This is a genomic window from Streptomyces musisoli (assembly GCF_016741855.1).
Lineage (GTDB): Bacteria > Actinomycetota > Actinomycetes > Streptomycetales > Streptomycetaceae > Streptomyces > Streptomyces musisoli.
This window is the reverse complement of the sequence record NZ_JAERRH010000006.1, coordinates 134,933-151,570: the sequence shown is the minus strand read 5'-3', so window position 1 is coordinate 151,570 and position 16,638 is coordinate 134,933. Positions and strand designations below refer to the sequence as shown.

The 16,638-nt window shown below is 72.0% G+C and carries 9 protein-coding genes; 3 read left to right on the top strand and 6 right to left on the bottom strand.

Annotated features, from left to right (window positions below):
• Positions 1 to 5: 5 nt before the first annotated feature.
• Together JK361_RS18350 and JK361_RS18345 are read right to left on the bottom strand one after the other, a co-directional pair.
• On the bottom strand, positions 6 to 4,364 hold the full coding sequence (locus tag JK361_RS18350; protein ID WP_201819174.1) for a caspase, EACC1-associated type: 4,359 nt from the start codon (positions 4,362 to 4,364) through the stop codon (positions 6 to 8).
• Complete coding sequence (locus tag JK361_RS18345) at positions 4,361 to 4,732, bottom strand: effector-associated constant component EACC1 (protein ID WP_201819166.1); 372 nt, start codon at positions 4,730 to 4,732, stop codon at positions 4,361 to 4,363. Before JK361_RS18345 ends, JK361_RS18350 begins: the two co-directional genes overlap by 4 nt.
• Positions 4,733 to 5,240: 508 nt before the next feature.
• Here JK361_RS18345 and JK361_RS18340 point away from each other — a divergent pair.
• From JK361_RS18340 to JK361_RS18330, 3 genes are all read left to right on the top strand, one after another.
• Complete coding sequence (locus JK361_RS18340) at positions 5,241 to 5,654, top strand: hypothetical protein (RefSeq protein WP_201819164.1); 414 nt, start codon at positions 5,241 to 5,243, stop codon at positions 5,652 to 5,654.
• A complete protein-coding gene (locus tag JK361_RS18335) occupies positions 5,651 to 7,561 on the top strand; it encodes a GMC family oxidoreductase (protein WP_201819162.1) in 1,911 nt (636 codons plus the stop codon). The genes JK361_RS18340 and JK361_RS18335 overlap by 4 nt, the downstream gene beginning before the upstream one ends.
• A gap of 144 nt (positions 7,562 to 7,705) precedes the next feature.
• Complete coding sequence (locus JK361_RS18330; RefSeq protein ID WP_201819160.1) at positions 7,706 to 9,559, top strand: peroxidase family protein; 1,854 nt, start codon at positions 7,706 to 7,708, stop codon at positions 9,557 to 9,559.
• Positions 9,560 to 9,734: 175 nt separating this feature from the next.
• Here the strand turns inward: JK361_RS18330 and JK361_RS18325 are convergent, their stop codons facing one another.
• From JK361_RS18325 to JK361_RS18310, 4 genes are all read right to left on the bottom strand, one after another.
• Positions 9,735 to 10,958: a substrate-binding domain-containing protein gene (locus tag JK361_RS18325; RefSeq protein ID WP_201819158.1), complete on the bottom strand. Its 1,224-nt coding sequence runs from the start codon at positions 10,956 to 10,958 to the stop codon at positions 9,735 to 9,737.
• Positions 10,955 to 12,043 carry an ABC transporter permease gene (locus tag JK361_RS18320; RefSeq protein WP_201819156.1) on the bottom strand — a complete coding sequence of 363 codons (1,089 nt, stop codon included), beginning with the start codon at positions 12,041 to 12,043 and terminating at the stop codon, positions 10,955 to 10,957. Before JK361_RS18320 ends, JK361_RS18325 begins: the two co-directional genes overlap by 4 nt.
• On the bottom strand, positions 12,040 to 13,572 hold the full coding sequence (locus JK361_RS18315; RefSeq protein WP_201819154.1) for a sugar ABC transporter ATP-binding protein: 1,533 nt from the start codon (positions 13,570 to 13,572) through the stop codon (positions 12,040 to 12,042). Before JK361_RS18315 ends, JK361_RS18320 begins: the two co-directional genes overlap by 4 nt.
• 120 nt (positions 13,573 to 13,692) lie before the next feature.
• Positions 13,693 to 16,515 (bottom strand): SpoIIE family protein phosphatase, encoded by a 2,823-nt coding sequence (locus JK361_RS18310; protein WP_201819152.1) that lies wholly within the window; start codon positions 16,513 to 16,515, stop codon positions 13,693 to 13,695.
• Positions 16,516 to 16,638 lie beyond the last annotated feature (123 nt).

Genomic DNA, 16,638 nt, shown 5'->3' with positions numbered 1-16,638 from the left:
CCGGCTCAAGGCCCGACGGGATCCGCATCGGTGCTCAGGGCTATGCCGTCATGCAGCGTGTAGCCGAGTTCTTCCAACCGGGCGATGACGGCTTGCGGAGACCGACTCGTGGCCTTGGCGGCTCGCAGGACGTGACCGGGCCCGACCGGCTGGTCGTATTCGAGCCAGGGGACTTCACCGTCCAGATCACGGCTGATGAGCCGGCCGTCGTCCGGTTCCCCCTGCGGCGCCCTCGCCGAGGGGCGCAGACCGTAACTCGCGAGACGCGACGAGACGTAGTCGATCGTGCGTCCGGTGGCGGAAGCGGCCCGCACGAGCTGGGCAGGGTGAACGCTTTCACCGGACGCGAGCCAGGGTGGCTGTTCGGTGCAGTTCCGGCTGAGGAGACGCAGATCGCCGGGCTCCAGGGGCGGTACGGGAAGCGTGCCCACGTGGTGGCCGAGCTCGGTCAGGCGGCTGACGACATGGTCGACGGTGTGCCCGGTCATGGTCGCGGCAAGCACGATGTGCGCCGGGTGCACGGTTGTGCGCGGATTGATCCAGGGCGCGCGCCCGGAGGTGTTCCGGCTCAGGATCCGCAAGTCGTCGGGTTCGAGGCGGGACGTGGGCGCGATGGGGGTCGAAAAGCCGAACTCCCTGAGGCGAGCGGCGACCTCCTCGACCGCCCACCCCGTCTTGCCGGCCGCCAGCACCAGGTGGGCATTGCTGACCTGGGTCCCCAGGGCGAGCCAGGGCTGCCGCCCGTCCAGGTCGCTACTGAGGATCAACTGGTCCTGATCCCCCGGCCGGGGCATGGGATCGGTGGCCACGCGATAGCCGAGTTCGGTCAAGCGGCGGATGATGTGCTCGCCGGTACGCCCGGTCTCCTTCATGGCATCGATGACGTGTGCCGGGTGCACGGGCTCACCTGGGTCCAGCCAGGGGCTGTCTCCCGTCAGACGTTCGCTGATGATGAGGAGGTCCTCGGGTTCGAGCTGCGTCACCGATGTGGTGGGGGGCGAGAAGCCGAGTCGTTCGAGGCGAGCGGTGATCTCTCCGAAGGACCACCCCGTCTTACCGGCAGCCTCGGCTATCAGGCCGATGCTCACTCTGAACTGGTGCCACGACACCGGGAACCCGTAGGACCCGATCGACCCTGCGTTCCAACGGGGCCGCAGCACATAAATGTCGGACGGAACAGGGAGCACCACCGTCGAGGGCTTGGTGGTGACGAATCCTGGGTAGAAGCCCGCATCCACCAGGGCCCCGATCCGGAAGGGTTCGATCGCGGCCGTGTCGGTCGAGCTTGCCCATGCACCCAGCATGAGTTCGGCGGCCGGGGGTTCGTCCAGGGGGTGGTACCCGCACTTCGTGATGTCCACTTCCCGGCCCGCGATCCGCCACGGTGTGAACCCGGAACGCACCGCTTCGGCGAAGATCTCGTCGGCGAGGCCCGGGCTCTCTTCGAGCACGTGCGCCAGCCAGTCGTGCCGGAAGACGGTGTCCCCGGCGGCGAGCAGACGGGGGATCTCCTGGCGCATCAGCCGCTCGACCTCGGCGGTGTCCACGTCGATGATCCGCCGCCGGTCCACGGTCAGGCGCGGGGTGTGCCTGCCCGACAGATTCACCACGGCACCGAAACGGCGCTGTCCGGCCCACAGTCCGTCGGCCAGTACGGCGCCACCGGTGCTGCACCACCACACCGCGGGCGTCGAAGTCGCCACCGCGACGGTGTCCTCCGCGCGCACGGCGTCCGGCTTGTGCGGGTCGGAAGTGCCCAGCGGCGCACGGTCGCCGAGGACGTTCGCCGCCCAGCTCTGGGTCTCGCCCCGGTCGTCGCCCGCCGTGACGGCGTACGGGGAGATCCACAGGATGCGGCGCAGCACGTCGACGCAGGAGGACACGTCGGCCGAGCGGAGCCGCAGGCGCACGCTGGTGTAGGCGTCGGGACTGCGTTCCAGGCGCTGGATGCGGAACAGGGAGCCGGGGCCGGCGATATCGATGCGCAGATGCTCGCCCGGCAGGCCGTCGGGGGTGAGACGGCAGGTGGTGACGGTGATGTCGTCCGCCAGCATGAAGTAGCTGAGCACCCCGACGCCGAACTGGCTGTTGGGGTGCATGGAGATGCCGTACTCGTCCCAGCGGGCCTTCTCCTCGATGTACTCCGGCAGGTCCGCGAAACTCATGCCCGCATGCGAGAAGACGTCCCGGAGTTCCACTTCCCCCATGCCGATGCCGTTGTCACGGCACTCCAGATACGGGCCTTCCTCGTCGACGCCCTGACTGAAGGCGATCGTGCCCTCGTACGGCATGCGCCGGCCGCGCGTGGCGCTCAGGTACCGGGTACGGGCTTCGCGGTAACGGCACGCGTCGAGGGCGTTCTGGTACAGCTCCCGGATGGCGAGCGCGGGATCTCCGTAGAGCTGCTCACCCATCAGCAGTTCCTGGATGCGGTCGTCGGCCAGCCTGAAGCGCAGCTCGGTCGACTCGTACGCGCGGCGGCCGCCGGCGTCGGCCGCGGGGGTCACCTGCTCGGCGGTGGCGTGCAGGGGCAGGTTGCGCAGCAGAGGCGGCCGTTCTCCCTCGCCGCTGCTGATGTCGATCCGGGCCAGCAGCACGTCGATCGCTGCGGCATGCTGACGCAGGCCGAGGTCGACGGCGAGATGGTCGCACGTCGCTCTCAGCACCCGGGCCCGCCCGTTCGCCTCCCACCGGAAGCGGTCGAGCGTGCTGTGCAGGCCCCCGAGATCGACGGCGTAGCCGATGCCGACGTGGTCCACCAGCACTTCCGGCAGGGTGATCGGGTCGATCGCGAAGAGGTGGGCCATGCGCAGCAGTTCCGCGAGCTGGTGCGCCCTGACCCGTTGTGCGGTCTCGGCCATACCCACACTGCGGGGCATCGCGCCGGCGCCCTCCGGCCGTCCCGGGAGCTGGGGCGCGCGCAGCAACTGGGACATCAGCGGCGGGTCCAGCACGTCCTCCACGAGCCTCCTCTCCCTGGGGGAGCGGTCCCCCAGGGGAACGGCGAGGCGGTCGAGCAGGGTCTCGGCGGCTGCGGGGTCGTAGAGCCTCGGCTCCAGGACGAGCCAGCGGTGGAACAGCCACCAGCCGATGGCCCGCGCGGCCTCGTGGGAGTCGTTCCGCAGAGCGCGTCGCACCAGGCGGGGGTGGTTGCGCAGGAAGACCTCGTAACTCCGCCGGGCGGGCGCGGTGCTCGGGGCCTCGGCGAGCTGCGTCGGCGCGAACGAGCTGTAGCGGTGGGCGTTCTGCATCCAGAAGGTGGCGTGCAGGTAGGGATGGGTGACGAGGAGGAACACCTCGGCGGCGGTGAGCGCCAGTTCCTCGGGACGGAGGCTGCTGTCGAGCAGCAGGCTGTCGGTCCACTCGGCCACCCTGTCGGGGAAGGACGGGGAGTGCCATGGGTCGTCGTTCAGCGCCATGCCGTCCTGTGCCGTCGCGACGGCCGCCCGGGCGACGAGCGCGGTGGCGGTCTCGCGCAGCAGGGGCAGCCCGCGTTCGTCGGTGACGTAGTTCCACAGCGGGTGGTCGCGTGTCGCGGCCACCCATGCATGTTCCTCGGCGGGCGATGGCGCGCCGCTCTCCGCGAGATGCGCCGGCGGTCCGGTGTACGCCCGGTTCCGGGCGAGCACGATCTGGTGCCCCTGGTCGCGGGTGCTCATCCTGGGCTGGGGGACCCGGAGGCCGTCGACGGTCCTGCCGAGCAGTCGGGTGTGCAGGGTGTTGAAGACGTCGACCATGGTGAGATGGGGGAGATGTTCACCCCGGCGTCCTGCGGTCAGCTCGCCGCTGAGCCCCTCACTCAGCAGCTTGATCAGCTCCAGGCTGAAGATGCTTCCGTCCGGCAGGCACAGCGAGCGTTCCGTCTCGGCGGCCGAGGTCAGGACGCAGGCACCGGTGATCTCCGTGTCGAGCTGCGTCGGGGTCTGCTCGTCCGACATGGACAGCGCCCGGCCGCTGAAGCAGCAGTCGATGATGACGACCTTGCGCTGTGCGGCACAGCCGGAGACGAGGTCGCGGATGTCGCTGTACTTGACGGAGTGGTAGGGGCGCTGTCCGCTGGATTCCCTGGTGGCGAGGAGGAACGACCGGTCCCGGCCACCGAAATGGCCGTGTCCCGCGTAGTAGACGAGCAGCAGATCGGTTGCCGCCTCCGTGGCGTCGTGCAGCGCGTCCAGCATCTGCTGCTGCGTCCCGTCGTGGGGTACGACGCCGCAGTCCTGCTCCGCCAGCCCACCGACGGCATCGCTGGTGAGCAGCTCCAGCAGGGCGGGGATGTTGTGCCGGACGCCGTCCAGCCGGGGCAGTTCGCGGAAGTCGTGGACGCCGAAGAGGACGGCCCGCGACCGGCCGGCGTCCGAGGTCACTCGTCCGCTCCCGCGGTGCCGGAGTCGTTCAGGCGGCGCAGCAGGTCTCCCAGTTCCGCAGGGGTGAGGTGGCCGATGTCCACGGTGCTGTCCCCGTGCACCAGGCGCTGCCCGCCCGCTTCGCCGTCGGCCGGTGCGGGCCGCTCGTCCTGCCTGACGGAGCGCCAGGCGACATAGGCCAGCACGAAGTCGGCCACGTCCACCGCATTGCCCAGGACGATGTCGAGGGCCTCCAGCACGCCCATCGTCGGTCCACGGCCCGTGACCGTGGCGACCGGCAACCGGGCCGCACCCGGGTCGGCCGACAGCCACGACCGAAGATCCACGAGTGCTTCCTCGTCGCCGTCCGCCAGGATGCGCAGCCTCATTCCCCGCCCCCAGATCAGTGACAGTGCATCAGCCTGCGTGAGCTTAGCCAGGGCACCGCCCGCCCGGAGGGGATTGCGGCAAACTGTCGGGGCGGACGCGTCATGTGGTGTGCGTGACGGCCCTCGAATCGGCCGCGAAGTGCTCCGGACCTGCAATGTTGCCGCCTGAACAAGGTGCGGTGAGGGCGTTGCGCGGTCTGCCGACCGGGCTGCCCGGTGGCCGGAACGCCGTGGCCGGGACGCCGGAAGGTCTCGTCCGTCTCTCATGGCCGTCCTCCGCGATGTGCGGTTTTCGGTCACACCGAGCGGGGCCGTCACCGGCGGGTCCGATTACGTGCCTCTTCGACCATTGCGGATTCAACTTGCGTCGGTTTCCTCGAGATGCAGTGGGGCAGCCGGTCCCCTAGCGTGGTCATCAAGAGTGCGTCCAGGGTGTTCCTCTCCCTTGCCGTGGGGTTCAGCGGGCGGTCCCGTCATCGCGAGAACCACCAGACTCCCAGGAGACGTCATGGCCACGGCCCCTGCCTCCAGCCGCCCTGTCCCGGCATACCTCCTCGCCGGCATCAGACTGTTCAACGGAGCCGCCGGTCTGCTGGCACCGGAGCTGCTCATCCGGCGGTTCGACCCCGACCGCGACCCGCCCAGCCCGGCCGCGGTCTACGCCTTCCGCCTCTTCGGCATCCGCACGATCCTGCTCGGCCTCGATCTGCTGACCCACAGCGGCGAACGGCTGCGCGACGACCTCCGCGACGGAATCCTGATCCACGCCAGTGACACCGCGACAGCGGCCATGCTCGGCCTCCATGCGCGCGTCCCGCCACACACCGCGGTACTGACCACCCTCATCTCGGCCGTGAACACCGCCCTGGCCGTCAGCGCCACCGCCTCGCTCGCCAACTCCCCGAAGGGGAGACGGACGTGACGTCCGAGGCCGGGGCCGCTGTGCCCACCGAGACGGGCTTCGACTACATCGTCGTCGGTGCCGGCGCCGGTGGCGGGCCGCTGGCGGCCAACCTCGCCGCCGCGGGCATGCGCACCCTGCTCCTGGACGCCGGCGGCGCCGAGGACGACGACAACTACCTGGTGCCCGCCTTCCACGCCGACGCCTCCGAGGACCCCGCGCAGTGCTGGAACTACTTCGTACGGCACTACGGCGACGAGCGGCAGCAACGGCGCGACACCAAGTTCGTACCGGGCGAGGGCGTCCTCTACCCGCGCGCCGGCGCGATCGGCGGCTGCACCGCGCACCACGCGCTGATCACCGTCTATCCGTACAACGACGACTGGGACGCCATCGCGGCGGAGACCGGCGACGCCGGCTGGCACAGCACGGCCATGCGCCGGTACTTCGAGCGGCTGGAGCGCTGCACCTACCGGCCCCGGCCCAAGCAGTTGCCCGGCAATCCGCTCCTGGCCGCGCTGCTCCGCAACCTGCCCGTCGTGGCGGCCCGGTACCGCAACGACGCCCGGCACGGGTTCGACGGCTGGCTGCCCACCGCGCTGGCCGACCCCCGACTCGTCGTACAGGACGCCGAGTTGCTCAAGGTCATCGTCTCCGCCGCGGAGGACACGCTCGCCGGCTTCCTCGACCGGCCGCTGTCCCCCCTCGAGGGATTCGGCTCCTTCGTCGACCCCAACGACTGGCGGGTACAGACCCGGGCGCTGCAAGGACTGTGGCAGATCCCCCTCTCCACGGCCCTCGGCCGCCGCAGCGCGGTACGCGAACGCGTCCGGGCCGTGCGCCGCGACCACCCCGATCACCTGGTGGTCCGTACGCACGCGCTGGCCGCCCGGATCCTGCTGGACGAGGGCAACGCGGCGACCGGCGTCGAGTACCTGGACGAGGCGCACGCCTACCGGGCCGATCCCGGCGCGCGGCCGGACCCGGCGCCGGCGGTGCCGCGCCGGGCCCTCGCCTCCCGCGAGGTGATCCTGGCCGCCGGCGCCTTCAACACTCCTCAGCTGCTGATGCTCTCGGGTATCGGGCCACCGGAGGAACTGGGACGGCACGGCATCCCCGTGCGGGTCGGCCTGTACGGGGTGGGCACGCATCTCCAGGACCGCTACGAAGTCGGTGTGGTCAGCCAGATGCGCCGCGCGTTCCCGCTCCTCGGGGACTGCGACTTCCACGCTCCCGGGCCCGGGACCGCACCGGACCGCTGCTACCGGGCGTGGCAGGACGGCAAGGGCCTCTACACCACCAACGGGGCCGTCCTCGGCATCACCCGCAAGTCCCGCCCGGACCTGGCCGCCCCAGATCTGTTCATCTTCGGCGGTCCTTTCGACTTCCGGGGCTACCGCCCCGGCTACTCCCTCGACCTGACCCGCCACAAGGACCGCTTCACCTGGGCCATCCTCAAGAGCCGCACCCACAACACGGGAGGCCGGGTCCGGCTGAGATCGGCGGACCCGCGCGACACCCCCCTGGTCGACTTCCACTACTTCACCGAGGGCACGGACAAGGAGGGCCTGGACCTCGAAGCGATGGCCGACGCCGTGGAGTTCGTCCGCCGCATGAACCACAGGGCCGACGCCGTGGTCCTCAAGGAACTGTGGCCCGGCGAAGAGACCGAGGGCCGCGACGCCGTCCGCCGCTTCGTCCAGGACGAGGCCTGGGGCCACCATGCGTCGTGCACCTGCCGGATGGGACGTGCCGATGACCCTTCCGCGGTGGTCGACAGCGCGTTCCGGGTGCGCGGGGTGGACCGTCTGCGGATCGTCGACGCCTCTGTCTTCCCCCGCATTCCCGGCTTCTTCGTCGCCGCCCCCATCTACATGATCAGCGAGAAGGCGAGCGACGTGATCCTCCACGACGCCACCCGCGCCTGACCGCGCCACCGCCTCCCGGCCCCAGCGACCGAACCACCCGGTCCCCGCCCCCGTCCCGTCCCCGAACCCCCGCCCCCGTCCCCGCCCCCCGCCCCCGTCCCGTCCCTGAGCACAACGATCAGGAGCCACCCAAGGAGTATCGCGATGAGCACGCACCGACGCGCCCCACGGCGCTCCCCGGCCGGATACCGCACGTCGTTCCCCTGGCGGATCATCACCGGCGCCGCCCAGTACGTCGACCGCCGCATCGGCTGGGACAGACTGCCCGTGCCGGCGGGCCTGCTGACGCTCTTCGGGCTGCGGGTCCGGCTCCGGCAGGAGAACCTGCACGACACCGGCCGGCTGCCCGCGGTCGACGAGCCCGAACCCGCGCCCCCGTCCGCGAGCCATCAGGTCAACCGGACCGCCGACGGCAGCCACAACGACCTCGGCGAGCCGCGCATGGGCATGGCCGGCACCCGCTTCGGCCGGAACATCCCGCTGGAGGCCATCGCCCCTGCCGCACCCGCGGACGTGCTGTCCGCGCCCAGTCCGCGCGAGGTCAGCCGCGCCCTGCTCACCCGCGACGAGCTGGTCCCGGCCGAATCCGTGAACTCCCTGGTCGCGGCCTGGCTCCAGTTCATGATCCGTGACTGGTTCAGCCACGGCACGAGCCCCGCGGACCGCCCCTGGGAGGTTCCCCTGCTGGACGACGACCCGTGGCCCGAACCCCCCATGAGGATCATGCGGACCCCGGACGACCCCACCCGTGACCCCCAGGCACCCGCCGGTACGCCCGACACCCGCGTCAACGTGTCCTCCCACTGGTGGGACGCCTCCCAGATCTACGGGAAGAACGAGGCCGAACAGCACCAGCTGCGCACCGGAGCACTGGGCAGGCTGCACCTGTGGGACGACGAGCAGGCACCCGTGCCGGCCGACGCCTCCCAGGACCCCACCCGCGTTCCCGGCTTCTGGCTGGGCCTCGCCATGATGCAGGACCTGTTCACCCGGGAGCACAACGCGATCTGCGACCACCTGCACGGCGCCTACCCGTCCTGGAACGACGAGGAGCTGTTCCAGCGCGCCCGGCTCGTCAACTCCGCGCTCCTCGCGAAGATCCACACCGTGGAGTGGACACCGGCCGTCATCAGCCATCCCACCACCGTCAAGGCACTGCGCGCCAACTGGTGGGGCATCGCGGGCGAGCGCGTCCACAACCTGTTCGGGCGCATCAGCGACAGCGAGGTCGTCAGCGGCATCCCCGGCGGCGAGACGGACCACTACGGCGTCCCGTACGCCCTCACCGAGGAGTTCGTGGCGGTGTACCGCATGCACCCGCTGATCCGCGACGACTGGCACCTGCGTGCGGTCGCCGACGACACGACCCTGCGCCACTGCACCCTGCGCGACATCTCCGGCCCCGGAGCGCTGAAGTTCCTGGAGACGACGGAGATGGCCGACCTGCTCTACAGCTTCGGCACCCTGCACCCCGGACTGGTCACCCTGCACAATTTCCCCCGGTTCCTCCAGGAGTTCGAGCGGCCGGACGGGCACCTCCAGGACCTCGCCGCCACCGACATCCTGCGCTCCCGTGAACTGGGCGTGCCGCGCTACAACGAGTTCCGGCGGCTGCTGCGGCTCAAGCCCGCCGAGAGCTTCACGGAGCTGGCGCACGACCCGGCGTGGGCCGAGCGGATCGAGCGGCTCTACGACGGCGACATCGAGAAGGTGGACCTGATGGTCGGGCTGTACGCGGAGAAGCTGCCGCGCGGGTTCGCCTTCAGCGACACGGCGTTCCGCATCTTCATCCTCATGGCGTCGCGCCGGCTGAACAGCGACCGGTTCTTCACCACCCACTACACCCCCGAGGTCTACTCCAAGGCCGGTATGGCCTGGATCGACGACAACAGCATGGTCACCGTCCTGCTGCGGCACCACCCCGCGCTGCGCACGTCGCTGTCCGGGCTGACCAACGCCTTCGTTCCGTGGCACAACGCCGCGCCGAAGGAGACCTGAGGCAGGCACCCGCGGCGGAGCGCGGCGAAGGAGACCTGCGGCATGGTGACGGAGCGCGCCGAAGGAGACCCGGGGCACCGAGGAGACCCGGGCCACCGAGGAGTCCCGGGCCACCGGCGACGCAGCGGTGGTCCGGGCGGGCCGCTCCTGCCGGCCGCCGCGCCGGCCGCGTCGGTCACCTGCCCCAGATCTCCCGGTACCCCTTCCGGAAGCCCGACGGGTTCCAGGCCGTGGCCCCTTCGCTGTTGTCGGCCGTGGCGATGTGGACCGGTGCCACATAGCCGCTGGCCGGGCGGCCGGAGAAGGCGCGGTTGAACTCGTCTAGGATCTGCCAGCCCTGGAGTGTCAGCGGTTCGGGGACGGTGGCCGCCTGGTACTGGCCGCCGTTGACGCGCTGGAAGGCGGACGGGTCGCCGTCACCCGCGCCGATGTTGAACGGCGGGCCGGTCCCGGCCTTCCCGGCCGCGCGGAAGGCGGGGGCCGCGTCGGCGAAGTACAGGTCGTTGATCGCCACGGAGTACGTCCACCGGCTCCCGAACCGGGCGAGGAGGACGGAGACGTCCCGGGGGGTACGGCTGCTCGCGTCCGGGATCGGAATGTTCTCGTACGCCAGCAGCCGCACGCCCGGACAGGCGGCCAGCCCCTTGTCGATCAGTTCGGACTTGTGCTTGGCGAAGGGGATCGAGGCGTCGGTGAAGAGGACGACCCCGGCGTCGCCGTGGGAGCGTGCGATGACCCACTGCGCGCTGATCGCGGCGACGTCGCCGACGTCGGTGGTGACGTTGGTGAAGAGCCGGGGGCTCGTGCTGGGGCCGGGGGACGCGACGGCGTGCCAGCCGATGAGCGGGATGCCCGCCGCGGCGGCGCGGGCGACCTGCTGTGAGGTGGAGGCGGGGTCGAAGCCGCCGATGACGATGCCCGAGGGCCTGAGGGTCACGGCCTGGCTCAGCGCCGCCTGGATGCCGGCGGGGGTGCCCTCGCCGTCGATCACCCGGACCTTCCAGCCGATGACCCTCGCGGCCTCCCGTACGCCCTGTGCGACGCCTGCGACCCCGGGGTTGGTCATGGTCTGCGCGACGTAGACGATCGTCCTGCCCGGCACCGCCGGGGGACCGCCGGCCGGTCCGTTCCAGGGGACGTCGGTCCGCTCCGCCCGGGTGACGGCGGCCTGGGCCTCGGCCTGGGCCGCGGGGCAGCCGCTCGGTCCCGTGGCGGAGACCTCGGGAGGGTGCGACGAGCCGCGTTCACAGCCCGCGAGGGCGGTTGCCGCCAGCAGCAGGGCGAGGGCGGCCGATCGGGCTACGGCCGTGCCGTGGACGGCCTCGCGGCCGCGGTGCACGGCCGCTGCTCGTGACGGGACGAGGGGGTGCGGGGGCGGGGGACCGGTGACACGGGTCATGGCGCGGTGCCCGTCGTGCCGCCGCTGCCCGGGGGCGGCGGCGCGGGAGGGGCGGGCGCGTCCCGGGCCGCGTCGGCCCCGGTGCGCAGGCGGCGGGCGGAGTAGCCGGCCAGTCCGACGGCGAGCAGCAGGGTGCCTCCGTAGAACAGGGGGATCGTCCAGAAGTCGGCGCCGAGCTGGCCGATGCCGGTCAGGCCGACGGCGAGCACGGCGACGGCGACGAGCGTGCCCAGGGCGTTGGGGCGGCCGGGCTGGATGGCGGTGGAGCCGAGCAGGGCGCCGACGAACGCGGGCAGCAGGTAGTCGAGGCCCACGCTGGGATTGCCGATCTGCTGCTGGGCGGCGAGCAGCACACCGGCGAAGCCGACGATCAGCCCCGATGCGGTGAACGCGTAGACGGTGTACCTGCGGATCGGGATGCCGACCAGTTCGGCGGCGCGCGGGTTCGAGCCGACGACGTAGAGGTACCGGCCGAGCGGCAGCCGCTGGAGCACCAGCCAGAGGGCCACCGCGAGCACGAGGACGTAGAAGGCGGGGACCGGGAGGCCGAGGAACCGGGAGTCGTAGAGATCGGTGAAGGCGGAGGGGAGCCCCTGGGGGCCGGGGACGATCCGGCCGCCGCCGGTGACCCAGCCGGTCACGGCGTACATCATGCTGCCGGTCCCGAGGGTGGCGATGAACGAGTCGATCCGGCCGAACTCGACGACGACACCGTTGAGGACGCCCACCACCGCCCCGCCGGCGATCACCGCGAGGCAGGCCCACGGCCACGGCCACCCCTCGTTGACGACGAGTTGCAGCACCATGACGTGCGCCAGGCCGAGGCCGTAGCCGAGGGAGAGGTCGAAGGCGCCGGTCACGATGGGCACCGTGGCGGCGAGCGCGAGGACCGCGGGGATCGACTGGGTGGACAGGATCGAGTCGACCGTGTCCCGGGTGGGAAACGTGCGCGGCAGGACGAGGGAGAAGACCAGGAAGAGCACGACGGTGAGGGCCGGCAGGCCGTAGGCGCCGACGAGGTGTCCGGCGGCCCGCCGTCGGTGCGGCCGGGACGGGGACGTGGAGGAGGACGGCGGGGTGGTCATGACTCCGGCGCGGTTTTGGACGGGGGCATGGCCGAGGCCGCCCGGGTGAGCCCCGCGACGGTGAGGGCGGGACCGCTCAGCTCGGCCGTCACGGACCCGCGGACGAACACCAGGGCGCGCCGGCACACGCCCGCGACCTCCTCGAAGTCCGTGGACACGAGCAGCACCGCGAGGCCGGTGGCCAGTGCCTCGTCGAGCAGGCGGTACACGGCGGCCTTGGCCCCGATGTCCACGCTCGCGGTCGGTTCCTCCAGGATCAGCAGGCGCAGGCCCACCCGCAGCCACCGGCCGATCATGACCTTCTGCTGGTTTCCGCCGGACAGCGTGCCGATGGGTGCCTCGCTGTCACGGGGGCGCACCGAGAACCGTTCGATCAGGCCGGCGGCCTCGGCGCGTTCGCGGCGGGGTGCGATCCACCGCAGCGCCGGCAGGCCATCGGCACGCGGGTTGGCCAGCAGGTTCTCCCGCACCGTCAGTTCGGCGGCGCAGCCCTCCCGCTGTCTGTCGCCGGGCACGAAGCCGACCCCGAGGCGGACCGCGTCGGCGACCGAGCCGGGCCGGTACGGCCGGCCGCCGAGCAGGACCCGGCCGTCGATCAGCGGCCGGGTGCCGGCGAGGGCGCGGCCCAGGTCCATGTGCCCGGCGCCCGAGAGGCCCACCAGGCCCAGGACCTCCCCGGCCCTGATCTCCAGGCCGACCGGGCCCGCGCCGGCGGTCCGTACGCCGTCGAGGGTCAGGACGGCCGGGTCGTCGTCGGCGGGGGAGGTGGCGAGCCGGTGGCGGGCCGGTTCCGCGCCGACGATGTCATGCACCAGGCGGCCGGGGCTGTGGTCCGCCAGGGTGCCGTGGCTGACGAGGCGGCCGTCGCGCAGGACGGCGAAGGCGTCGGCGACCTCGTACACCTCGTCCAGCCGGTGGCTGACGTAGAGGAGGCCGTGACCCCGCTCGCGCAGGGCGTGCAGGACGTGGAAGAGCCGAGCGCGGTCCGCGGCGGGCAGGCGGGCGGTCGGCTCGTCGAGGACGATGAGACCCGCCCGGGAGGCCAGGGCCCGGGCGATGGCGACCAGCGAGCGTTCGGCGGGCGTGAGGCCGGCGACCGGCGCGGCGGGGTCGAGGTGTCCGGCGACGGTCCCCAGGGCGGCGGCGCAGCGCTCCCGGGTGCGCCGCCAGGAGATCAGCCCGGCGCGGCGGTGGTACCCGATGCCCAGGGCGATGTTCTCGGCGACCGTCATCCAGTCCACGAGGCCGAGATCCTGGTGGATGAAGGCCATGGCGCGCGCGGCGGCATGGCTGCCGAGCGGGTGCCCGTCCACCGTGACCTGTCCCGCGTCGGCGCGGTGGACGCCGGCGAGCACCTTGATGAGGGTGGACTTGCCGGCTCCGTTCGGGCCGAGGAGGGCGAGGACGCTGCCCGCGTGGACGTCGAGGTCGACCCCGTCCAGCGCGAGGGTGCCGCCGAACCGCTTGGTGAGCCCGCGGATGCGGACCAGGGGTTCCGCGGGGGCGTCGGGAGGGTCGTGCACGGACATCTCCGGAGGTCGGCCTGGCGAGTTCTTCCCGACTGTCGCCCTCGATCCTAGTGGGACGATCCATGGCGATTCGGGTATTCAGCACATTTGTGGCACCAACGGGTCAGCGGTGTCCCGGCCTCAGAGTCCGTCGAGGCCGCACTCCGCCCAGATGACCTTGCCCTGCGGCAGGTAGCGCGTACCCCAGCTCTGTGCCAGCTGGGCGACGAGGAACAGGCCCCGGCCGCCCTCGTCGGTGCTGGCCGCCCGGCGCAGGTGCGGGGCGGTGTTGCTGGTGTCGGAGACCTCGCAGATCAGGGCGCGGTCGTGGAGCAGCCGTACGCGGACGGGTCCGGAACCGTGGCGGATGGCGTTGGTGACCAGCTCACTGAGGATCAGCTCGGCGGCGAACGCGGCTTCGTCGAGTCCCCAGTCGGCCAGCTGACGCATGGCAAGGGCGCGGACGTCGGCCACCACGGCCGGGTCGGGCCGCAGGTCCCAGGCGGCGATGCGGTCGGGGTCCAGGGCGTGGGTGCGGGCGACCAGCAGGGCGATGTCGTCGTGCGGGTGGGCGGGCGCCACGCTGTGCAGGACCACCTGGCAGGCCTCCTCGGGCGTGTGCTCCGGGTGGGCGAGGGCCTCGCGCAACTGGTCGAGGACGTCGTCGACGTCGCGGTGCCGGTCCTCGATGAGCCCGTCGGTGTAGAGAACCAGCTGGCTGCCCTCGGGGAGGTCGGTCTCGACCGCTTCGAAGGGCAGGCCCCCCAGGCCCAGGGGAGGCCCGGCGGGCAGCTCCGGGAAGGACACCGTGCCGTCGGGGCGGACCACGGCGGGCGGCGGGTGCCCGGCACGGGCCATGGTGCAGCGTTGCGTGGTCGGGTCGTAGACGGCGTACAGGCAGGTCGCGCCGATGATGTCCGCCTCGTCGGCGGCCGGGTCCTCCCGGTCCAGGCGTCCCACCAGGTTGTCGAGGTGGATGAGGACTTCGTCCGGGGGGAAGTCGAGTTCGGCGAAGCTGCGCGCGGCGGTGCGCAGCCGGCCCATGGTGGCTGCGGAGAGCATGCCGTGACCGACGACGTCCCCGACCATGAGGCCGACACGGGTGCCGGAGAGGGGGATGACGTCGTACCAGTCACCGCCCACGTCGGACTCGGCGGGCAGGTAGCAATGGGCGACCTCGACGGCGTCCTGCTCGGGCAGCCCGTGCGGGAGCAGGCTGCGCTGAAGGGCCAGGACCATGGTGCGCTCCCGTGTGTAGCGCCGGGCGTTGTCGATGGACAGCGCCGCGCGGGAGGCGAGTTCCTGGGCCAGTGAACGGTCGTCGTCGCCGAAGGGGGCGGGGTCGCGCCCGCGGTAGAAGGCGGCCACGCCCAGCACGACACCGCGTGCCACGAGCGGGACCGCGATGAGGGAGTGGACGCGGGTGAGCAGCTCCCGGGTGTGCTCGGGGTCGTGCGCGAGCCAGCCGGCGGCGGCCTTCAGGTCCGGTTCCAGCACCGGCTCTCCGCGGGTCAGACAGCGCAGCTGCGGCGTGGTCGGGCCGTAGTCGACCTGCTTGCCGACCGGGTGGAAGGGGCAGTCGTCGCGGATGCCGTGGACCACGGCGCGGCGCAGGTCGCCGTGCGGGTCGGCGGACTCCGCGCCGCGCAGTACCGCCTCCGGCAGGTCGATCGTGACGTAGTCGGCGAGTTGGGGCACCGCCGTCTCGGCCAGTTCCAGGGCGGTGCGGCGCACGTCCAGGGTGGTGCCTATGCGCGTACTGGCCTCGGACAGCAGCTCCAGGCGGCGTCGCGCGGCGAGGGCGTGCCGTGCCACCTCCGGCTCCCCCACGAGCAGCAGCCCTCTCGACGGGGGTGCGAAGGCGGGGTGGCCGTCCTCCGCCCCGAGGCAGGTGACCCCGCTGCCTCCGGTGGCGGCCCGGCCGGATGCGGTGACGGCGACGGCCCCCGACGGCGGGGCGGCGCGGGAGGCGGCGGGTTCGGCGGGGAAGAGGGGCGACTCGTCGGTCTGCCGTGGGACGAGGAGGGGATGCCGTGGTGGGGGGCCGGGCAGAACGGCCTCGATGGCCAGGCCCTCGACACCGCCGGCACCGGTCATCGGGCGGCACAGCAGCGTGACGCGCCGGCCGTCGGACAGCGGGACGTGAACGGCGGCCCGCTGCGCGCGGGAGATCAGTTCGGTCGCCTTCTCCACGAGGACCGCACGGTCCCGGGAGTGCTGTCCGAGGGCCAGTTCGTCCAGTCCGACGGTGTGGTGACGGCCTACGGCGGCTTCCGCTTCGGTGTCCAGGTACTCCCGCAGCAGCGCGCGCTCACGTGCGGAGCTGTGCCGGAGCAGCCGCCGTTCGATGGCTCGCGCCGCCTTGCGTATCACCGTTGCCAGCGCGGGGTCGTCGAAGGTGCGGGGGTAACCGAAGCACAGGACGCCCTCGATGCGGCCGCTGAGCGGGTCGCGGACCGGGAGCGCGCGGCAGGCGCTTTGCTGGGCGCGCTCGGCGAAGTGCTCGGCACCGTAGACCCGGATGAGCTGCCGCTCCGCCAGCGCGAGACCGATGCCGTTCGTCCCGGCGAACTGCTCGGCGAACACGAAGCCCGGCACGCGCTGGATCGGCGGGAGGCTTCTGGCCAGGGACGGCTCTCCGAAGCGGCGCAGCAGGACCGTGCCGCTCGCGTCGGCGACACAGATGTTCATCTGACTGCCGGCGAACCTGTACTGGAGCCGGTCGAGCACCGGGAGGGCCGCGCGGATGATCCGTGCTTCCGTGTCGAAGTCCTCCCGGAAGGGGAGGTCGCTCCCGTCCGGCGACAGTCCGAGGGAGCGGCAGCGTTCCCACGAACTGGAGATGGGTGTGCGTACGCCCGCCTCGACCGGCCCGCCCTCCAGAAAACGCTCGCGCGAGCGGACGGGTTCCGTGCCGCCCTCCGCACGCCCCGTCCGCGTCGATGCCCCGCCGAACCGAACCACGCTGCGCCTCACTCGCGATAGTCCGCTTTCTGGAAACAGTCTGACATAAATGAGAATACGGACATCAGGGTGATAGTTCGCGACGGAATATGTTCTTCGTGTGCATGACCGTCCAGGGCCGGC

What these genes read in the sequence shown, in the direction of transcription:
- JK361_RS18325 (WP_201819158.1), bottom strand. Translation starts at nt 10,958, where the DNA reads ATGACCCGTGTCACCGGTCCCCCGCCCCCGCACCCCCTCGTCCCGTCA.
- JK361_RS18340 (WP_201819164.1), top strand. Translation starts at nt 5,241, where the DNA reads ATGGCCACGGCCCCTGCCTCCAGCCGCCCTGTCCCGGCATACCTCCTC.
- JK361_RS18315 (WP_201819154.1), bottom strand. Translation starts at nt 13,572, where the DNA reads ATGTCCGTGCACGACCCTCCCGACGCCCCCGCGGAACCCCTGGTCCGC.
- JK361_RS18330 (WP_201819160.1), top strand. Translation starts at nt 7,706, where the DNA reads ATGAGCACGCACCGACGCGCCCCACGGCGCTCCCCGGCCGGATACCGC.
- JK361_RS18345 (WP_201819166.1), bottom strand. Translation starts at nt 4,732, where the DNA reads ATGAGGCTGCGCATCCTGGCGGACGGCGACGAGGAAGCACTCGTGGAT.
- JK361_RS18320 (WP_201819156.1), bottom strand. Translation starts at nt 12,043, where the DNA reads ATGACCACCCCGCCGTCCTCCTCCACGTCCCCGTCCCGGCCGCACCGA.